Source organism: Pseudonocardia spirodelae, from assembly GCF_037727765.1.
Classification (GTDB): Bacteria; Actinomycetota; Actinomycetes; order Mycobacteriales; family Pseudonocardiaceae; genus Pseudonocardia; species Pseudonocardia spirodelae.
The window spans coordinates 54067-72009 of sequence record NZ_JBBJUP010000015.1 but is presented as its reverse complement, the minus strand read 5'-3'; the positions used below and the strand labels follow the sequence as shown (position 1 = coordinate 72009).

The 17943-nt window shown below is 75.3% G+C and carries 17 protein-coding genes; 7 read left to right on the top strand and 10 right to left on the bottom strand.

The window, feature by feature from the left end; all coding sequences use genetic code 11:
* Positions 1–18: 18 nt before the first annotated feature.
* The 3 genes from WJX68_RS18300 to WJX68_RS18290 all read left to right on the top strand — a co-directional run bounded on the left by WJX68_RS18300 (position 19) and on the right by WJX68_RS18290 (position 3007).
* Positions 19–1233 carry a sensor histidine kinase gene (locus WJX68_RS18300; protein WP_340292570.1) on the top strand — a complete coding sequence of 405 codons (1215 nt, stop codon included), beginning with the start codon at positions 19–21 and terminating at the stop codon, positions 1231–1233.
* The gene (locus WJX68_RS18295) at positions 1230–1847 is read left to right on the top strand and encodes a response regulator transcription factor (RefSeq protein ID WP_340292567.1); all 618 of its coding nucleotides are present in this window, start codon (positions 1230–1232) and stop codon (positions 1845–1847) included. The genes WJX68_RS18300 and WJX68_RS18295 overlap by 4 nt, the downstream gene beginning before the upstream one ends.
* A gap of 149 nt (positions 1848–1996) precedes the next feature.
* Positions 1997–3007 (top strand): CPBP family glutamic-type intramembrane protease, encoded by a 1011-nt coding sequence (locus WJX68_RS18290; protein ID WP_340292565.1) that lies wholly within the window; start codon positions 1997–1999, stop codon positions 3005–3007.
* Here WJX68_RS18290 and WJX68_RS18285 read toward each other — a convergent pair.
* Positions 2956–3810, bottom strand: coding sequence for an SDR family NAD(P)-dependent oxidoreductase (locus tag WJX68_RS18285; protein WP_340292563.1), 855 nt, complete (start codon positions 3808–3810; stop codon positions 2956–2958). The genes WJX68_RS18290 and WJX68_RS18285 overlap by 52 nt on opposite strands.
* A gap of 78 nt (positions 3811–3888) precedes the next feature.
* Between WJX68_RS18285 and WJX68_RS18280 the strand changes: the two genes are divergently transcribed.
* Positions 3889–4491 carry a TetR/AcrR family transcriptional regulator gene (locus tag WJX68_RS18280; protein WP_340292560.1) on the top strand — a complete coding sequence of 201 codons (603 nt, stop codon included), beginning with the start codon at positions 3889–3891 and terminating at the stop codon, positions 4489–4491.
* Between the two features lie 45 nt (positions 4492–4536).
* On the opposite strand, the gene WJX68_RS18275 is transcribed toward WJX68_RS18280, so the two are convergent.
* From WJX68_RS18275 to WJX68_RS18265, 3 genes are read right to left on the bottom strand one after another with little or no spacing between them, the layout of a single operon-like run.
* Positions 4537–5472: an SDR family oxidoreductase gene (locus tag WJX68_RS18275; protein WP_340292558.1), complete on the bottom strand. Its 936-nt coding sequence runs from the start codon at positions 5470–5472 to the stop codon at positions 4537–4539.
* Between the two features lie 32 nt (positions 5473–5504).
* On the bottom strand, positions 5505–6686 hold the full coding sequence (locus WJX68_RS18270; RefSeq protein ID WP_340292556.1) for an oxygenase MpaB family protein: 1182 nt from the start codon (positions 6684–6686) through the stop codon (positions 5505–5507).
* Positions 6683–7291: a TetR/AcrR family transcriptional regulator gene (locus WJX68_RS18265; protein WP_340292553.1), complete on the bottom strand. Its 609-nt coding sequence runs from the start codon at positions 7289–7291 to the stop codon at positions 6683–6685. Before WJX68_RS18265 ends, WJX68_RS18270 begins: the two co-directional genes overlap by 4 nt.
* Positions 7292–7449: 158 nt before the next feature.
* Here WJX68_RS18265 and WJX68_RS18260 point away from each other — a divergent pair, with 158 nt between their 5' ends.
* Positions 7450–8514 carry an amidohydrolase family protein gene (locus WJX68_RS18260; RefSeq protein WP_340292551.1) on the top strand — a complete coding sequence of 355 codons (1065 nt, stop codon included), beginning with the start codon at positions 7450–7452 and terminating at the stop codon, positions 8512–8514.
* Between the two features lie 12 nt (positions 8515–8526).
* Here the strand turns inward: WJX68_RS18260 and WJX68_RS18255 are convergent, their stop codons facing one another.
* The 4 genes from WJX68_RS18255 to WJX68_RS18240 form a co-directional block, all read right to left on the bottom strand.
* Positions 8527–8808, bottom strand: coding sequence for a hypothetical protein (locus WJX68_RS18255; protein ID WP_340292550.1), 282 nt, complete (start codon positions 8806–8808; stop codon positions 8527–8529).
* Between the two features lie 28 nt (positions 8809–8836).
* Positions 8837–9328, bottom strand: coding sequence for an inorganic diphosphatase (locus tag WJX68_RS18250; RefSeq protein ID WP_340292549.1), 492 nt, complete (start codon positions 9326–9328; stop codon positions 8837–8839).
* A gap of 277 nt (positions 9329–9605) precedes the next feature.
* Positions 9606–12773, bottom strand: coding sequence for an acetyl-CoA carboxylase family protein (locus WJX68_RS18245; protein WP_340292547.1), 3168 nt, complete (start codon positions 12771–12773; stop codon positions 9606–9608).
* Between the two features lie 491 nt (positions 12774–13264).
* Entirely contained in the window at positions 13265–14617 is a 1353-nt protein-coding gene (locus WJX68_RS18240) for a spinster family MFS transporter (protein ID WP_340292544.1), read from the bottom strand.
* 150 nt (positions 14618–14767) lie between these two features.
* Between WJX68_RS18240 and vsr the strand changes: the two genes are divergently transcribed.
* Together vsr and WJX68_RS18230 are read left to right on the top strand one after the other, a co-directional pair.
* Positions 14768–15154, top strand: a complete 387-nt coding sequence (gene vsr, locus WJX68_RS18235) for a DNA mismatch endonuclease Vsr (RefSeq protein ID WP_340292542.1) — start codon at positions 14768–14770, stop codon at positions 15152–15154.
* Between the two features lie 70 nt (positions 15155–15224).
* Positions 15225–16352: a DNA cytosine methyltransferase gene (locus WJX68_RS18230; RefSeq protein ID WP_340292540.1), complete on the top strand. Its 1128-nt coding sequence runs from the start codon at positions 15225–15227 to the stop codon at positions 16350–16352.
* A gap of 10 nt (positions 16353–16362) precedes the next feature.
* On the opposite strand, the gene WJX68_RS18225 is transcribed toward WJX68_RS18230, so the two are convergent.
* Both WJX68_RS18225 and WJX68_RS18220 read right to left on the bottom strand, forming a co-directional pair.
* Positions 16363–17145 carry a DUF6339 family protein gene (locus tag WJX68_RS18225; RefSeq protein ID WP_340292538.1) on the bottom strand — a complete coding sequence of 261 codons (783 nt, stop codon included), beginning with the start codon at positions 17143–17145 and terminating at the stop codon, positions 16363–16365.
* Entirely contained in the window at positions 17142–17765 is a 624-nt protein-coding gene (locus tag WJX68_RS18220; RefSeq protein WP_340292536.1) for a hypothetical protein, read from the bottom strand. Before WJX68_RS18220 ends, WJX68_RS18225 begins: the two co-directional genes overlap by 4 nt.
* Positions 17766–17943: the final 178 nt, after the last annotated feature.

Here is a 17943-nt window from a genome sequence, read left to right as displayed (position 1 = left end):
GACACCGTCCGGAGGGCCGTGACCGGGACCCGTACCACCCGGACCGTCGCGACCGGTGGCGATGTCGCCGTGGATCCCGGTGCGGGTGCGGGCACGGTGTCCACGCAGGTGCGGCGGACCGCGATGCTCACCGCTCTCGCCGCGATCGCGCCGTTGTGTGTGATCGGAGTCGTACTCACGGCGAACACCTGGTGGGACGGGCTCATCGCCGGCGTCGGACTGGTCCTGGCCCTCGGGGTGCTGCGCGAGTGGAGCCTGGACGGTTACCCGCGCAGCTCGGTGTTCGCGCTGGCCTTCACCGGTGTGAACTGGCTCGTGGCCGCCCTGACCGCCGCCAGCCCGATCACCTTCGTGCCCTTCGGGCTGATCGGGTCCATGCTGCTGGCCGGGCGCCTGCGGCACCGATGGCTGTGGGTCGTCGTCCTGGCCGCGGTCACCGCCGGCTCGGGTGCCACGGCGCTCCTGCCCCGGCCGCCCACGGTGGCCCTCGCCGGCCAGTACGTCCTGCTCCCCCTGGTGGGCACCCTGTTCGTCGCCGGGGTGATCGTCGTCAGCGAGCAGGCGTGGACCGTCGTCCGGCGCCTGGAACGGGCCGGGCAGGCGGAGCGCGAGTTGGCGATCGCCCACGAGCGGATGCGCTTCGCCGGCGACCTGCACGACATCCACGGGCACTCGCTGCACGTCATCAAGCTCAAGCTCGCCTACGCGCAGGTGCTCGTCCGCAACGGCGACACCGCGGCGGCCGACGCCGAACTCGCCGAGATCCGCGCGGTCGCGACCGACGCCATCGCCGGTACCCGCGAGCTCGCCCACGCCCGCCACCAGCTCAACCTGGCCGCCGAGCTGGAGAACACCCGCCGACTCGGGGAGGCCGCCGGCATCGTGGTCGAGATCCGGCACGTCCCCGGCGACGCCCCGGCCCACCCGCTGCTGGCCCAGGTGCTGCGCGAGGCCACGACCAACCTGCTCCGCCACGCCCACCCGCGCACCGTCGTCATCTCCGCGTCGACCACCGGGATCGAGGTCGTGAACGACGGCCTCGACCCCGGCCCCGAGACCGAGACCGAGACCGAGACCGACGCGGGTCCCGGGCTCGAGCTGCGCGGACTCGCCCGCCTGCGCGAGCGCCTCGTCGCGGTCGGCGGGGGACTGCACGTGAGCACCACGCCGACGACGTTCACCGTCGCCGCCCTCCTCGACACCCCCGCCGTCGAGGGGACGGGGCACCGGTGACCGGCCCGGCGACCGCCCGCATCGTGCTGGCCGACGACGAGAAGCTGCTGCGCAGCGCGATGGCATCGTTGCTGCCGCTGGACGGGACGATCACCGTCGTCGCGCAGGCGGAGGACGGCGAGCAGGCGGTGCGCGAGACCCTCGAACACCGTCCGGACGTGCTCGTCATCGACCTCGAGATGCCCGGCACCAACGGTCTCGACGCCGTCGCCCGCATCCGGGAGGACCACCCCGACCAGCTCGTCCTCATGCTCACCCGCCACGCCCGCCCCGGAGTCCTGCGCCGAGCGCTCCGGCTCGGGGTGCAGGGGTTCATGAGCAAGAGCGCGGACCCCGAGGACATCGTCGGGGTGATCCACGAACTCCGCGCCGGGCGACGGTGGATCGCCCACGAGGTCCTCGCGGCCTCGGTGATCGACGACTGTCCGCTCACCGACCGCGAGATCGAGGTCCTGACCGAGACCCGCGCGGGCTACTCCGTGGCGCACATCGCCCGCCGCCTGCACCTCGCCCACGGCACGGTCCGCAACTACCTGTCCAGCGCGATGCAGAAGACCGGTACCGCCGGCCGCCACGACGCCGCCCGCCTGGCACACGAACGCGGATGGCTCTGACCCGCTGAGTGCGGCCACACACGACCGGTCCGGTCCCGGCCGCCGGACCGCGGTGCGCCGCGGACCGCCCCCACCACATCGATCACCCCTCTCCCACGGGTGCGGCGTGCCCGCGCCCGGCGCCGACCACCACCGGAAGGAACAGCGCCATGCCCGACCCCGCCCGCCGGCCGGCCCCGCCCACGTCGATCGACGCCACCGTCCCCCTCGGAACGGTGGCCCACGGCGCGGACACCGTGGACCTCACGCGGCCGTTCGGCGCCCACGTCCGGCTGCTGTGGTGGCAGCCGCTCCTGCTCGGTGCCGCGATCGCCGTCTGTCTTCTCGGGTTCCAGCTGGCCGCCTGGGCGGTCGTCGGCGTCATCGAGGGCAGCGACGACCCGTTCTCCTCCGAGTTCACGCCCCTCAAGTCGGCTGCGGCCAACCTGTCCATCGCCGCCACCGGTGTCGTCGCGGTCCTGCTGCTGATGCGGATGACCGGGGCGTCGTGGCGTCTGCTGCTCAGCCCACGTCGCGCGTTCGACCGGCGACGGCTGGTCCACTACCTCGCCGCCGCTCTCCCGCTGGTGGCGGCGGGTCTCGCGACGATGGGACTGGTCGCGCCCGAGGCGACACCGTGGACCGCTTTCGGCATCTCCGGCACCACGGTCGCCCTGCTGGCGGTCACCCTGCTCACCACCCCGCTGCAGGCGGCCGGTGAGGAGCTGACCTATCGCGGGGTCCTGCTGCCCGCGGCGGCGAGCTGGGTGCGTGCGACCCGTCCGGCCCTCGCCCTCGGCCTCGCGGTGTCGGTCGTGGTGTTCGCCGCGGCCCACGGGGCGACCGACCCGTGGCTGGCCGGCTACTTCGCCCTGATCGCCGTCTGCACCGGTCTCATGGCGATCCTCAGCCGCGGACTCGAGGCATCGATCGCCTTCCACGTCGTCAACAACGTGCTGCTCGGTGTCGTCAACAACGTCATGGCCGCGGGCGGTACGTCCACCGTGGACCGCTCGACCGAGACCGGGGGGCCGCCGCTGCTGATCCTGGCCGCCATGAACGTCTGCATGCTCGTGATCGTCTGGCTTCACGAACGCCGAGCCGCCCGCCGGCGTCGGTCCGCGCCCGGTCAGGCCGTGCCCTCCGGGACCGGCCAGGCGAACCGGTCGTCGCCGGCGTAGTCCGCGCAGCGTGCCCGCAGCGCGGCGGTGACCTGGCCGGGCGCGTCGTCGCCGACGAGGAGCCGGAACGGTCCGTCCGGTGCGCGGACGTGCGCGCGCAGGGCCTCGACCGCCACGTCCACGGGCGCTCCGAGGGGCCCGTCGGCGGGCCACGGGACCTCGGCCGTGCCGAACAGCTCGCGCCGCAGGTCGTCGTAGACGCCGGCGGGACTCGCGTAGTGCATGCCCGCGCCCGCCCAGCCGGTGTCGAACCCGCCGAGCTGGGCGACGGTGACGCGGATGCCGAAGGGCGCCACCTCGCCGGCCAGCGCCTGGGAGAAGCCCTCCAGGCCCCACTTGCTCGCGTTGTAGAGCCCCAGTGCCGGCATCGCGCCGACCGCACCCGTGGTCGACACCTGCACGATGTGGCCCGCTCCCCGGGCGCGCAGGTGGGGCAGCACCGCCTGGGCCACCCACAGCGGGCCCAGCAGGTTGGTGTCCACGATGCCGCGCGCCTCGGCCGCGGAGACCTCCTCGACCGTCCCGACGAGACCGTGGCCGGCGTTGTTGACGACCACGTCGAGCCGGCCGAACCGCGCGATGCCGTCCGTGACCGCGGCGGCGACGGCGTCCCGGTCGCGGACGTCGGCGCGCGTCACGTGCAGCGCCGACGGGAAGTCCGCACGCAGGTCGGCGAGCGCGTCGGGGCGCCGGACCGTCGCCACCACCCGCTCCCCGGCGGCGAGGGCGGCGCGGGTCAGTGCCCGGCCCAGCCCGCGGCCCGCGCCCGTCACGAACCACACGGGGCTCTCGGGGGTGGTCATGGGTCCCTCCTCGTCGTCGTGGGCGTGTACACATAGAACGATACGGAACGTTCCGTTTCGGACGCTACCCTGTATCCCGTGGAGAACGACAGCCGCGACGGCGCCCCGCCCGGCCGCTCCGAACGCGCGCGCACGGCCACCCTCGAGGCGGCCCTGGCGCTGGCGGCGGAGCTGCCCTACCCGCAGGTGACGATCGAGGCGATCGCGGCCCGCGCCGGCGTCGGGAAGGCGACGATCTACCGCCGGTGGCCGCACCGCGGCGCGCTGATGGTCGACGCCGTCGCCCACCGCAACGACCGCGCCGCGACCGCCGGCGGCGCGGTCCCGGACACCGGTGACCTGGCCGCGGACCTGGCCGTGGTGCTGCGGTCGGTCGTCGACGAGCTCGCCCGGCCCGAGTGGGACGCGCTGCTGCGGGCCCTGTGCGTCGAGGCGCTGGTCGACACCGCGACCCGGGCCCGGGTGCTCGACCTGGTCGTCGCACCCCAGATCGCCCTGTTCGCCGAGCGCTTCGCGACGGCGAGGTCGGCCGGACGGATCGACGACGCGGTCGGCGACACCGAGGCGTTCGAGCTCGTCGTCGCGCCGGTGTTCCACCGGTGGCAGCTGCGGACGGGGCCGCTCGACCACGCCTACGCCGACGCCGTCGCGCGCCGCGCCTGCCGGGCCATGGCGCCCTGAGCGTCCCCGGCCCGGGACGGTGCCGACGCGTCCGCCCGGATCCGGTCAGGCCGGGAAACGCAGGCCGACCATCCCCTCGGACAGCTCCCACAGCCGTGCGGCGTCCTCCGCGCTGCGCAGCGGCGGCCACGGCTCCTGCTCCGCGGGCGCGCCACCGACGCCGCCCGGTCCGGCCGGGCCGAAGAACCGCCCGCCCCGTCCGTCGGGACCGGTCACGGCCAGCAGGGCCGGGAGTGCGGCCGACTCGACCGTCCCGACCAGCCCGATCCGCGACGACAGCCGCACCATCCGGGCGCCGAGGGTGTCGCGCCGGCGTCCGATGCCGGGCTGCGCGGCCAGCAGGTTCGTGGGGGAGACCCCGGGGTGGGCGACGGTGCTGGTGATACCCCACCCGCCCGCCCGGCTGCGCGCGTCGAGCTCACGGCCGAACAGCGCGGTCGCGATCTTGGACTGGGTGTAGGCGCGGTTCACGTCGTAGGAGCGCTCCCAGTTCGGGTCGTCCCAGTTGATCGTGCCGCGACGGGCCGACACGCTCGTCTGGCTCGTGACCCGCGCCCGGCCCGCCCGCAGCACCGGGAGCAGGCCGTGGGTGAGGGCGACGTGGCCGAGGTGGTTGGTGCCGAACTGCAGCTCGAAGCCGTCCTGGGTGGTCCGGCGGGTCGGCGGGTTCATCAGGCCCGCGTTGTTGACCAGGACGTGCACCGGGCGGCCGTCGGCCACGACCCGCCCGGCGAACTCCGCGACGGACGCCAGCGAGGCCAGGTCGAGGGGGTGCGTCGTGATCCGTGCGCCGGGGACCCGGCCGCGGATCTGCTCGGCCGCACGCTCGCCCTTGGCGGGGTTGCGCACCGGCATGACCAGCTCGGCACCGGCCGCGGCGAGGCGGCGGGCGATGACGGCCCCGATGCCGTCGCTGGCGCCGGTGACGACGGCGAGCGTCCCGGTGAGGTCGGGGAGGGCGATGTCGATGGTGCGCGGCATGGCGGGGTCTCCTGTCGTCCGCGGGTACCGGGTCAGTCGGCCGAGCCGGTGGCCCCGCGCTGGTAGGCGGTGGGTTCGCCGGGGGACCCCGCACGCTCGCGCTCGGCGGCGACGCCGGCGTCGATGGCCGCCCGCCAGCGCTCCGGCGAGCGGCGGCGGCGCGCCCGGGCCTGCCGGAGGCCTGCGACGGCGGGCCCCAGCAGCGCGTCGGCGACCGGGGCGGGACGGACCTGCAGGTCCGTGCTCGTCGCGACGCCGTGGATGCGGCGGGTGATGGCGTCCAGCGCGGGCCGGGAGAGCCGGGCCGGCACCCGCAGCAGGTCCTGGAGCAGGGACGCGATCGAGTCCAGCGTCGCGGCGGTGAGCAGGGCGGACTCGTCGGACACCGGGCCGGTCACGGCCTGCAGGAGGTCGTCGACCCGGCGGGCGGCGTCGTGGCCGGTGATCCCCTCGACGAGCCGGGCGTCGATGCCGAGCAGGTGCCCGACGTACCACCAGTAGCGGTAGAGCCCGGCGAGCTCGCGCCCGGTGAGGTCGAAGCCCAGCATCTCCTCGGCGACCCACGAGGTGAGGGTGAAGTCCATCCAGGTCCGCGCGAGGTCCACCTGGTTGACGGGCACGCCGTCGGCCGCGCTGTCGTAGCCGCGGTCGAGGGCGAGCGCGCGCATGTGCGCGTGCAGCATGCGGACGTTGAGCGTGGCGACGTAGCCCGGTCCGCCGCGTCGCAGGCCCCCGGGCAGCATCGCCTGGGTCAGCCAGGTCCCGGTCTCGGTCAGCCGCCGCTCCGCGCGGTCGACGAGCCGGCCGGTGGTGGACAGGACCTTCGCGATCGAGGGCGACTCGTAGACCCGCACCAGCGCCCCCGCGCTCAGCGAGAGGATGTGCACCGGGGTCGGGGAGCTGAACCAGGGCCGCGGCGCGAGGTCGAGCAGGTCGTCGTCGACGTAGGCGGGCGGGGTCTCGGTGGCGGTGAGCAGGGCGGCGAGCGCGGGCGGCGGGTCGGTCAGGGAGCCGAGACCGTGCTCGATGCCCCGGGTGAGCAGCGGGCGCGCGGTCGCCGCCCCGATCTCGCGCATCTCGGCGACGACGGCGTCGGCCAGGGGGTCACCCGTGGTCAGCGCCCACTGCATCAGGTCGGCCCGGCCCTCGCCGAACTGGGCGAGCACGGCGGACCGGCTCGATCGGGAGCTCGGCCAGGCGGTCGTGGTGGTCATCGGTGCTCCTCCTCGTGGTGGCGGACCGGGACGGGAGCGGCGTCGGTGACACCGAACGCGGCGAAGAGCCGCTCGAGATCGGCGCGCATGGTCGCGGTGGGCTCCCCGGTGCCGCGCGCCATCTCGTGCAGGATCAGCCCGGACAGCGACCGGGCGAGGGTGCGTGCGGTGTCCGTCGACCCGACGAGCGGGACGAACAGGCCCGCCAGGTCCTCGACGAACGCGTCGGCGATCGGCCGCAGGCGCGGGTTGTGGATCGCGCTGAGCGTCAGCTGGATGACGCCGTCCGGGGGCAGGCGGTCGCCGTAGGGCGCGCGGGCCACGACGGCCATGGCGCCGTCGACGAGCCCGAGCCCCTGCTCGGCCGCCTCCCGGGCCATCCGCCGCATCTCGGCGATGGTGCGGGCGCTGGTCAGCTCGAACGCGGCGACGAGCAGGTCGTCGGCGGTGCGGAAGTGGTACGTCGTCGAGGCCAGCGAGGTCCCCGCGCGGGCGGCCACCGCGCGCTGGGTCACCGCGGTGACGCCCCGGGTGCAGATGATCTCGACCGCGGCGTCGAGCAGGGCGGCGCGGGTGCGCGCGCTGCGGTGATGTCGGCCGTCCACAATTCGTACGGTAGTACGAATTGTCCGGCGGGGGCCACCCCGGTGCACCGGACGGACGACGCGCCACACTCGCGTCGACGCGTCGCGGCGCTCCGCCCGCGGCGCTACGGGCCGGGCGCGCACGGCGTCCGTCCGGAACGCGACCGGAGGGCACCCCGATGACCACGTTCGCCGTCACCGCCGACCGGATCTTCGACGGCGAGGTGCTGCACGGCGCCGGCACCGTCGTCGTCACCGACGGTCTGATCACCGCCGCGGGACCGGACGTGACCGTCCCCGACGGTGCGGAGGTCCTCCGGGGTGCGACCCTGCTGCCCGGCCTGATCGACGCCCACGTCCACCTGTCGCAGCGCGCGCACCTCGACGCGCTCGCCGCGCACGGCGTGACGACGGCGGTCGACATGGCGTCCTGGCCGCCGTCGGTGACCGCCGCGCTGCGGGCCGCGGCCGGCACGACGCAGATCCTCAGCGCCGGGGTGCCGTTCATCGGGCCGGGCGGCCCGCACGCGCAGTTCGGCATGCCGGGGTACGCGGTGCTCACCGACCCGGCGGGCGCCGCGGAGGGCGTCGCGCGGCGGGTCGCCGACGGATCGGACCTGGTCAAGATCGTGCTCGAGGCGCCGGGACACGGCGGCCCGTCCCCGGAGGTGCTCGGGGCGGTCGTCGCGGCCGCACACGACGCCGGTCGGCGGGTGGTCGCGCACGCCACCCACGCCGGCGAGATGGCGGCCGCGGTGGACGCCGGCGTCGACGTGCTCACCCACGTCCCGATGGGCGTCCCGGTCGACGCCGCGCTCGCGCACCGGATGGCCGGGACGGGCCGGGTGGTGATCCCGACGCTGAGCGTGGCGGCGGTGCTCGCGGGCCGCGTCCCCGGCACGAGCTACGACGTGGCGCGGGACTCGGTGGCCGCGATGCGGGAGGCGGGCGTGACGGTGCTGGCCGGCACCGACTCGGTCGAGCAGCCGGGCATCCCGTTCACGATCCCGCTCGGCGCCACGCTGCACGGGGAGCTGGAGCTGCTGGCCGGCGCCGGGTACTCCCCGGTCGAGGTGCTGCGCGCGGCGACCTCGCTGCCCGCGCGCTGCTTCGGCCTCGACGACCGCGGGCGGGTGGCGCCCGGGCTGCGGGCGGACCTGCTGCTCGTCGACGGCGACCCGGGCGCCGGCGTCGGCGCGACCCGCGGGGTCCGCCGGGTGTGGGTCGGCGGACGCCCCGTGTGACCGGCGGCGGGGCTAGGAGGAGAACCGCGGGTGCTGGTCGCGGGAGCGTCCGTCGTAGTCCGCCAGCCACTCCCGGCCCGCCTCGGTGACGCGCACCCGTCGCAGGCCGGCGCCCTCGACCGGCTCGACGTGGCCGGTCTCGCGCACCGCCGCGGCGAACTGCAGCGCCATGGACTCCTGGGACTCGGCGACGGCGCCGTCGCCGAAGATGACCGCCACCGGTGACGCGTCGCCCCCGGCGGCGAGCACGCGGCGCAGGAACTCGGCGAGACGGGAGTCGGCCTTGGGGCTCATCGGTCCACGGTAACCCCGGCGGGGGCGGTCAGTGCCCGCTCTCGCGGAACCGCTTCCGCGACGCCTCCAGCTCCGCCTCCGCCGCCGCCCGCCCGGCCCAGTCGGCGCCCTCGACGCTCTTGCCCGGCTCGAGGTCCTTGTAGATCTCGAAGAAGTGCTGGATCTCGCGGCGGTGGAACTCGGGCAGGTGGTGGATGTCGCGCAGGTTCTCCATCCGCGGGTCGTGCGCGGGCACGCAGAGCAGCTTGTCGTCGCCGCCCGCCTCGTCGGTCATCCGGAACATGCCGATGGTCCGCACGAGCACCAGCACGCCGGGGAACAGCGGCTCCCCGGTGGAGACGAGCAGCGCGTCGAGCGGGTCGCCGTCCTCGCCGAGGGTGTCCTCGATGTAGCCGTAGTCGCCGGGGTACTGGGTGGCGGTGAACAGCGTCCGGTCCAGGCGGATCCGGCCCGACTCGTGGTCGACCTCGTACTTGTTGCGGCTGCCCTTGGGCACCTCGACCAGCATGTCGAACTCCACGGGGGGTCCTCCTCGACGCAGTGGCGGAACGGCAACCACCAGTCAGTACACGGTCGGCCGCCCCGATGCACGTCCCGGCGCGCCCGGACCTGTCCGGAGTGCCGGATCAGGGGCCGGTCCCACACCGTGCACACGGCGCCGCCGGCCCAGGGCTGCTCCTCCCGCCGGGGCCGTCCTCGCGGACGGAGAGGAACGGCAGGCGAACCGGTCGGCGGCCGGGGCCCGGCCGGTGCGGCCCGCGACGAGGTCGTCGACGACGGCGCGCAGCCCGCGGGCGTCACGCTCCACCCGCGGACCCCCGGCCGGCGCCGTCGAGGGCGCGGAGCAGCACGTCGCGGGTGTCGGCGGGGTCGATGACGTCGTCGACCTCGCCGACGGTGGCCACGCCGAGCGCCTTGCCGCGCTCGTAGTAGTCCGCGAGCAGCTCGTCGTAGCGGGCCCGGCGGGCGGCGGGGTCGGTGATCGCGTCGAGCTCGGCGCGGTAGCCCAGCCGCACCGCGCCCTCCAGGCCCATGCCGCCGAACTCGGCGGTCGGCCAGGCCACCGTCAGCAGCGCGGCGTGCAGGTCGCCGCCGGTCATCGCCATCGCCCCCAGGCCGTAGGCCTTGCGCAGCACGACGGCCACCAGTGGCACCGACAGCCGTGCCCCCGCCCGGAACAGCGCGCCGAAACGGCGCACGGTCGCGGTCCGCTCGGCGTCGGCGCCGACCATGAACCCCGGGGTGTCCACGAGCGACACCACGGGCAGGGCGCGCTCGTCGCACAGGGTCAGGAAGCGGGTCGCGGTGTCCGCGGCGTCGCCGTCGACGGCGCCGCCCAGGTGCGCGGGGTCGTTCGCGAGCACGCCGACGGCGCGGCCGCCGAGCCGGGCGAACGCGGTGACGACCCCGTGCCCGAACTCCGCGCGGACCTCCTGCACGCTCCCGGTGTCGAACAGGGTCTCCAGCACCGGGCGGACCGGGTAGGCACGGACCCGGTTCTCCGGGACGAGGTGGCGCAGCCGCCGCTGGTCGGCGCACGCGGCGGGCAGCACGACACCGGAGACGTCGCACAGGTAGCGGCGGGCGACCGCGACGGCGGCGGCCTCGTCGTCGACGACGACGTCGACCACCCCGTTGGGGCCCTGCACCGACATCGGCCCCACGTCGCCGGGCGCGACGTCGCCGAGGCCCGCGCCGGAGATCATCGCGGGCCCGGACATGCCGAGGCTGCTGTCGCGGGTCGCCACGATGAGATCGCACACCGCGGCCAGCGCGGCGTTGCCGGCGAAGCAGTACCCGGCGACGACGGCGACCGTCGGGACCCGCCCGGCCAGATCGGACATCAGCCGGAACGTCGGCACGTCGAGCTGGGACACCGCGGAGGTGTCGGTGTCGCCCGGCCGCCCGCCGCCGCCCTCGGCGAACACCACCACGGGCAGCGCGCGGCGCAGCGCCAGCCGCAGCAGCCGGTCGGTCTTGCGGTGGTTGTGCACGCCCTGGGTGCCGGCGAGCACCGTGTAGTCGTAGGCCAGCACGGCGACCGGGACGCCGTCGACGGTCGCGGTGCCGGTGACCAGCCCGTCGGCCGGGGTGCGCTCGACGAGCTCGCCGACGTCGCGGCGCCGGCGCTGCGCGGCGATCACCAGGCCGCCGTACTCGGTGAGGCTGCCCGCGTCGACGAGGTCGGCGATGTTCTCCCGGGCGGTGCGGCGGCCCGCGCGGCGCCGCCGGGCGACGGCGGCGGGGCGGTTCCCGTCGTCCAGGCGGCCGCGCCGCTCCAGGACCTCGGCCAGGTCGGGACGGACGTGCGCCGGGTCCGTCCCGGCGCCCGCGGCGGCGGTCGCGGGCTCCCCGCCGTCGTCGGTGAGGGCGAGCAGCGGGGTACCGGCGGTGACGGACGCGCCGGCCTCGACCAGCACGGCGGTGACGGTGCCGGCGTGGCGGGCGGCGACCACGTGCTCCATCTTCATCGCCTCCAGCACGACCAGCGGGGCGCCGGCCGCCACGCGGTCGCCCGGGGCGGCCTCCACCGCGACGACGACCCCGGCCTGCTCCGCGACGACCGCGCCGGGCCCGGCGCCGTCGGTGTCGGCGCGGTCGTCGCCGGGGACCAGCTCGGCGAGGTGGGCGTCGACCCAGCCCGTGTCGAGCCCGCCCGTGGTCAGCCCGTCGACGGCGAGCAGCGCGCGCAACAGGGCGCGGTTCGTCGCGACCCCGGCGACGTCGAACTCGGCCAGCGCCCGGTCGGCGCGGCCGGCCACCGTCGCCGCGTCGCCCCGGACCACGACCTTGGCCAGCAGCGAGTCGTAGCGCGGCCCGACCTCGGCGCCGGGCCGGCCGTGGGTGTCCACCCGCACCCCCGGCCCCGACGGCGGCGCGAACCGGGTCAGGGTGCCGGTCGCCGGGACGACGGCGCCGTCGGCGCGCACGGTCTCGGCGTTCACCCGGACCTGCAGTGCGGTTCCGCGGGCCACGACACCCCCGGCGAGCCCGAGCCCCGCGAGCGTGGCGCCCTGCGCGAGCCGCAGGCCCACCTCCACGAGGTCCAGCCCGGTGACCTCCTCGGTGACGGTGTGCTCCACCTGCAGCCGCGGGTTGACCTCGCAGAACAGCACGTCGTCGCCGGTGAGCAGGAACTCCACGGTCGCGAGCCCGCGGTAGGGCCCCAGCACCGCGGTCGCGGCCCGGTGCAGCGCGGCGCGCACGTCGTCGGTCAGGGCGGGCGCCGGGGCGATCTCGACGAGCTTCTGCCGGCGTCGCTGCGCGCTGCAGTCGCGGTCGCCGAGCGCGACGACGGCGTGCCCGTCCCCGGCGACCTGGACCTCGACGTGGCGGGCGTGCGTCACGAGCCGTTCGACGTAGACGGTGCCGTCGCCGGTCGCCGCGCGGGCCTCGGACGCGCAGCGCGCCAGCGCGTCGTCGAGGGCCGCCGGGTCGGTGACCGGCCGGACCCCGCGGCCACCGCCCCCGGCGACGGCCTTGACCATGATCGCGCCGTGCTCGGCGAGCAGCTCCGCGGCGTGCGACGCCGGCCCGCCGGCGGGCACCGCGATCCCGGCGGCGACGGCCCGGGCACGGGCCGCGGTCTTGTCACCGAAGGTCGCGAGCGCGTCGGGGGAGGGGCCGACGAAGGCCACGCCGCGCTCGGCGCAGCGGCGGGCGAGCGCGGGGTCCTCCGCGGCAAAGCCGTAGCCGGGGTGCAGCATCCCGGCGCCGGTCCGCTCGGCCGCGGCCACCAGCCCGGCGACGTCGAGATAGGCGGCGGGGCCGGCACCGGGCAGCTCGACCGCCTCGTCGGCCCGCTCGACGTGCAGCGACGCGGCGTCGTCGGCGGGGTGCACGGCGACGGTGCGCATCCCGAGCGCGGACGCCGTCGCCATGATCCGGACCGCGATCTCGCCCCGGTTCGCGACCAGCAGGGCCGGTGCGGGTCCGGTTCGGCGCGCGGGCTGCGGGACGATCATGTCCGTACTGTAGGCACGCGTGACGGCGGTGCCGGCCCCGCCGCGGCGGCCGGGACTCCACCCCGGTCCCCTCCTCCGGCCTCCTCCGGACGGACCCCGGGGTTGTCCTGCGGACCGAGGCGTGGCGCGTCGCACGCGGGCAGGCTCGGGCGAGACCCCCACGGGTCCGGACCGGACGGCCCGGGCGCCGCCTCGACGCGGCCGGCGCCCCCGCGGCGGACCAGCCGCTCAGCCCGCTCGCGGTGTTCGACCGGCTCGACGGCGCGACGACCGCGCAGGACCACGGTGTCGTCGCCCACCGGGGGGAGCGGTGGCGACGGCTCGTCGTCACCACCGCGCAGGGCGATCCGGCCGAGGTGTGGCTCGACGGCGCGCACGTCCGCCGGGTGCGGCTGCCCGAGCAGCGCCGGGACTCCACGACGGTCACCCTCGACGCGATCGGCTCCGATCCGGGCGAGCGGGACTGGACGCGGCTGCCGCGCCGAGCGTGCTCAGCCGGCCGCCGTCATGCGCTCGTGGTCGCGCCCGACGGTGCGCGCCGCCAGGAACAGCCCCAGCGACGCGATCGCCATCGACACCGGCACGAGCACGGCCAGCGCCTGCCGCAGCCCGCTCGCCGCAGCCGCCGCCGGGGCCACGCCCTCGGCGAGCGCGCCCGCGGCGAACACGTCGGACAGCGCGCCCGCGATGACCGGCCCGACCGCCCCGCCCAGCAGGTAGAACGCGGCGAAGAAGACGGCCGTCGCCGTCGAGCGCAGCCGCGGCTCGACGACGTCGGCGACGGCCGGGTACGCCGAGGTGTAGTAGAGGTACTGCAGCAGCCACCCGGCGCCGAAGAGCACCACGAAGGTGCCGACCGCGTCCGGCCCGACGGTGAGGGCGAACCCGGTCAGCGGCACCGACACCAGCGTCGCCACCGCGCCGACCAGCACCCGTGCCCCCGGCGAGCGCCGCGCCGCCCGGTCCGACACCCAGCCACCGACGAGCAGCCCGACCAGCCCGGTCACACCGACGACGACACCGGTCAGCACCGCGGCCCCGGTCAGCGAGGCCCCGAACCAGCGCTGGAACAGCGGGACGGTGAACGTGTTCACCGAGTACGCGGCCAGGTTCGCGCCGATCCCGGCGATGATCAGGCACCACATCGTCGGCACCGCGAGGATCCGCCGGAACGCGCGGTCCACGGCCGCGGGCTTCGCCGGCGCCGTCGCGACCGCAGGCTCCGACGCGCCGCGGCGCGGCTCGCGGACCAGGAAGAACCCGACCGCGATCAGCAGTCCGGGGACCGCGGCCAGCACGAACGGTGCCCGCCACGACCCGAACGCCTCGGCGATCGCGCCGACCGAGAAGTACGCGAGGACCAGACCGACCGGCAGCCCGAGCTGGAACAGCCCGAACGCCCGCGCCCGCTTCCCGGCGGGGTAGAGGTCGGCGATCGTCGAGTTCGCGGCGGGCGCGTAGCTGGCCTCGCCGACGCCCACGCCGATCCGCAGGAGCAGCAGCGACACGTAGTTCCAGGCGGCGCCGCTGGCCGCGGTCAGCAGGCTCCAGGCGACGATGCCCCACGCCATGATCCGGGCCCGCGAGCGGTGGTCGGCCAGCCGTCCCAGCGGCAGCCCGCACAGCGCGTAGACCACGGTGAACGCCGCGGCGAGGATGCCGATCTGCAGGTCGGAGAGACCGAACTCGAGCTTGATCGGCTCGGCGACGATCGCGGGGACCGCACGGTCGTAGAAGTTGAACGTGTTGGCCGCGAACAGCAGGGCCAGCACCCGTCCGGCGTTGGGGGCCTGGGGGCCCTGGGCGGTGGGAAGGAAGCTGTCCTGGCGCTGTCCGGTCGTCATGCGGCCCCCCGGTCCTGATCGGCCGCGCCGTTGCGGCCGATCGGCACAGCGTGCCCGATCCGGGAGGATTCGTCACCGGGTCGCGAGGACTCCGGGGCGATGGCGCACAGTGGGGGCATGACCGGGGTGCCGCCGAGCAGTGGTCCGGACGTGAGCCGTCGGATGTCGGAGCAGGTCCGGACCGGGACGTCGCCGGAGATGGCGCTGCGCCGGGAGCTCCACCGCCGCGGCCGACGGTTCCGTGTCGACTTCCGGTTCGACATCGACGGGCTGCGTCGCCGGCGTGCCGACCTGGCGTTCACCCGCAATCGGCTCGCGGTGTTCGTCGACGGGTGCTTCTGGCACCGCTGTCCGACCCACGCCACGTTCCCGAAGTCCAACCGGGAGTGGTGGGAATCGAAGCTCGCGACCAATGTGGCGCGGGACGCGGACACCGACGCACGGCTGGTGGACGCGGGGTGGTCGGTCGTGCGTGTGTGGGAGCACGACGACGTGATGGGGGCCGCGGACCGGGTCGAGGCGGCACTCGGCTCGTGAACCGACCCGTTTCCGCCCGCACCGGGCGCGGTGGTCGGGAGGGTCGGTGGAGGGCGCTAGCATCCGCGGCGTGGCCCTCGACCAACCGTTCGCCCCCGCGCCGGGTGCCGTGTCGATCGTCGATCTCTTCGCAGGGCCGGGCGGGCTCGATGTCGCCGCGGAATGGCTCGGGCTGCCCGCCGTCGGCGTCGAATGGGATCCCGACGCATGCGCGACCCGGGCGGCTGCCGGGCTGCACACCGTCGAGCGCGACGTGCGGGACGTCGGTCCGGGGGCCTTTCCCGGCGCCTCCGTCCTCGCCGGGGGTCCGCCGTGCCAGACGTTCACCGTCGCGGGAACCGGGGTCGGGCGCCGTGCCCTCGACCGGGTACTCGAACTCGTCGCGCTGATGGCCGACGGTCGGGACGTCGCCGAGCGTCTCGACACCATGGACGACGTGCGGACCGGCCTCGTGTTGGAGCCGTTGCGCTGGACGCTCGACGCGGTCTCGCGTGACGAGGCGTACGAGGTCGTCGTGCTCGAGCAGGTACCCGCGGTGCTGCCGGTGTGGGAGGCGATGGCCGCTGTGCTCGAGGGAGTCGGGTACCGGACGGACACCGGGATCCTCCGAACCGAGCAGTTCGGTGTGCCGCAGACCCGTCGGCGCGCCATCCTGGTCGCGCGCCGCGGGGAGCAACCGCATCTTCCCGAACCGACGCACCGCCCGTACCGCAGTGGCGTGGACAGGGAGCAGGGGGATCCGCGACTGAGGCCGTGGGAGACCATGGGTGGGACCCTGGACCGGCCGGGACCGTTCGCGGTCGTGTCGAACTACGGCACGGGCGGGGATCCTCGGGCGAGGGGGAGGCGAACTTCTCAGGAGCCCTCCGCGACCGTCACGGGCAAGATCCGTCGCAATCGTGTGATCGGCCGGGGAGGCGCGACCGGGGAACGGTTCACCAACTCCGAGGCCGGTCTCCTGCAGACCTTCCCGCACGACTACCCGTGGTCCGGGAACGACATCGGGCAGCAGATCGGCAACGCGATCCCGCCGCGACTCGCCGTGCACGTGCTGGCCGCTGCCCTCGACATCGGGCTCGACGCCGATGCCCTGGACGAGTGTGTTCGGGCATCGTGGCGTGACGCGGCGCGCGCGCCGCTGGGACGTCGGGCCGCCGACCGGGATCTCGTCGGGGCGCCCGCGGGTACGGGTTCCTGACTCGTCGGGATCACGGTCGAGCCGGCTCCCCACCCGCCTCGCGGCGGAGTTCGAGGACGGACCGGCGGGCCTCGGTGCGGATCTGCTCGTACAGTTCGAGGTCGTCGAGCGTGTCGAACTCCACCACGGCGGCGAGACGGAGCAACCGCTTCAGCAGGTCGCGCAGGACGACCCGGCTCTGGAAGCCGCCGCGGTCCACCGTCGGCCAGGTCTCGGCAATCGCCCGGACGAGTTTCCGGCTCCCGCCGAGCAGCGCTCGACGGGCGTAGATCTGGTCGAAGTCGGCCTCCCCGAACGTGTCGAGCAGGCGGTAGCGGTCGGCGGAGTCCTCGTGCAGGGCCAGGAGATGCGCCCGCCACCAGAGCCGGCCCCACACGTGGCGCGTGATGTCGGTGGCGAGGACCCGGTCCGGTGGCGGATCCGGGTACCTCCAGTAGGACACGTCGGGCAGGACGACGAGCGCCATGAAAGCCCAGATCGGCCGGACTGCGGCCTCGGCTGCGACGAGGCCGCATCGCTGGTGCAGCAGCTCCGCGATCTCGCGGTCGAACTCGGAGTGGTCCCGTCGCCTGCCCCCGCTGGGGTAGCCGTTCTCCTCGGCGATCTTCACGATGCGCCTGCGCAGGTCGTCGAGGTGGTCGACCGGTACGCGGCGCCCGCCCGTCGCCGCGAACACCGCCGACGGATGCCGGAAGGCGTGGTACTCACGAAGGTCGTCGACGGGGAGCGACGTGTAGCGGTAGTGGAGGTCGCGTGCAGCCCGGTCGAGCAGACGCGGATACAGGATGCTCATGAGCCGGCCAGTAGATCGGTCGCGTTCTGGATGCGGGAGGTGAACAGGACGGGGTCGTGTCGACGGTCGGTGCGCAACGCGTCGATGGTCCGATCGGGAAAGGCCGTGCGCAGGACGGCCGCGAGCAGGGCACCGACGGAACCGGTGGGGTGTGCCTCGTCGGGCTCGAACTGTTCGTCGACCAGAGCACGCTCCACCAGGGACCGGATCACGTCGGTCCGGATCGCCGAGAGAACCCGGCGATCGGCGTCCGACGGGTCCGCGGCGGCTGCGAGTGCCCGGGTGACGATCTCGCGTCGCTCGTTCGCCAACAGCAGGACCGAGCCCAGCGCCTGGGCGTCCAGGTCGTGGCCGAGCTCCAGATGCCACGTGGCGCCGTCCGGGTACGGGAGATCGGTGAAGTCGACGACGGCCAGGGGGAAGAGGACGGCGTCGCCCTGCAGGAGAGCCGAGCGGGCGTCGCGCCACAGGATGCTTCCGGGGCGTCGAGGCGCGAGCGACGAGCTCTCGACACCCGAGGATCGCAGCGTCACGACGGTCTCGAGATCGAGCCGTCCGCCGAGTTCCCCTCCGGGGAGCTCGAACTCGAGCTCGATCGTGAGCTCGTCGCGAGCGGCCACGGACGCGCGTCCGGCGAGTCCGCGGAGCCCGGAGCTCGTGGACGACCAGATGACGGACACGTCGAGTTCGGCGTCGGCGGTCAGACCGCACGACTCCCGCGAGCGGAGACCGTCGATCCGCAGGGGCCGTCGCAGGCGCAGTGTCGTCCCGTACTCCCAGTCGTGGAGCTCGTCCGCG

Coding starts and splice junctions, on each gene's coding strand:
- WJX68_RS18255 (WP_340292550.1), bottom strand. CDS start 8,808: ATGAGCCCCAAGGCCGACTCCCGTCTCGCCGAGTTCCTGCGCCGCGTG.
- WJX68_RS18225 (WP_340292538.1), bottom strand. CDS start 17,145: ATGAGCATCCTGTATCCGCGTCTGCTCGACCGGGCTGCACGCGACCTC.
- WJX68_RS18270 (WP_340292556.1), bottom strand. CDS start 6,686: ATGACCACCACGACCGCCTGGCCGAGCTCCCGATCGAGCCGGTCCGCC.
- WJX68_RS18245 (WP_340292547.1), bottom strand. CDS start 12,773: ATGATCGTCCCGCAGCCCGCGCGCCGAACCGGACCCGCACCGGCCCTG.
- WJX68_RS18285 (WP_340292563.1), bottom strand. CDS start 3,810: ATGACCACCCCCGAGAGCCCCGTGTGGTTCGTGACGGGCGCGGGCCGC.
- WJX68_RS18290 (WP_340292565.1), top strand. CDS start 1,997: ATGCCCGACCCCGCCCGCCGGCCGGCCCCGCCCACGTCGATCGACGCC.
- WJX68_RS18240 (WP_340292544.1), bottom strand. CDS start 14,617: ATGACGACCGGACAGCGCCAGGACAGCTTCCTTCCCACCGCCCAGGGC.
- WJX68_RS18275 (WP_340292558.1), bottom strand. CDS start 5,472: ATGCCGCGCACCATCGACATCGCCCTCCCCGACCTCACCGGGACGCTC.
- WJX68_RS18260 (WP_340292551.1), top strand. CDS start 7,450: ATGACCACGTTCGCCGTCACCGCCGACCGGATCTTCGACGGCGAGGTG.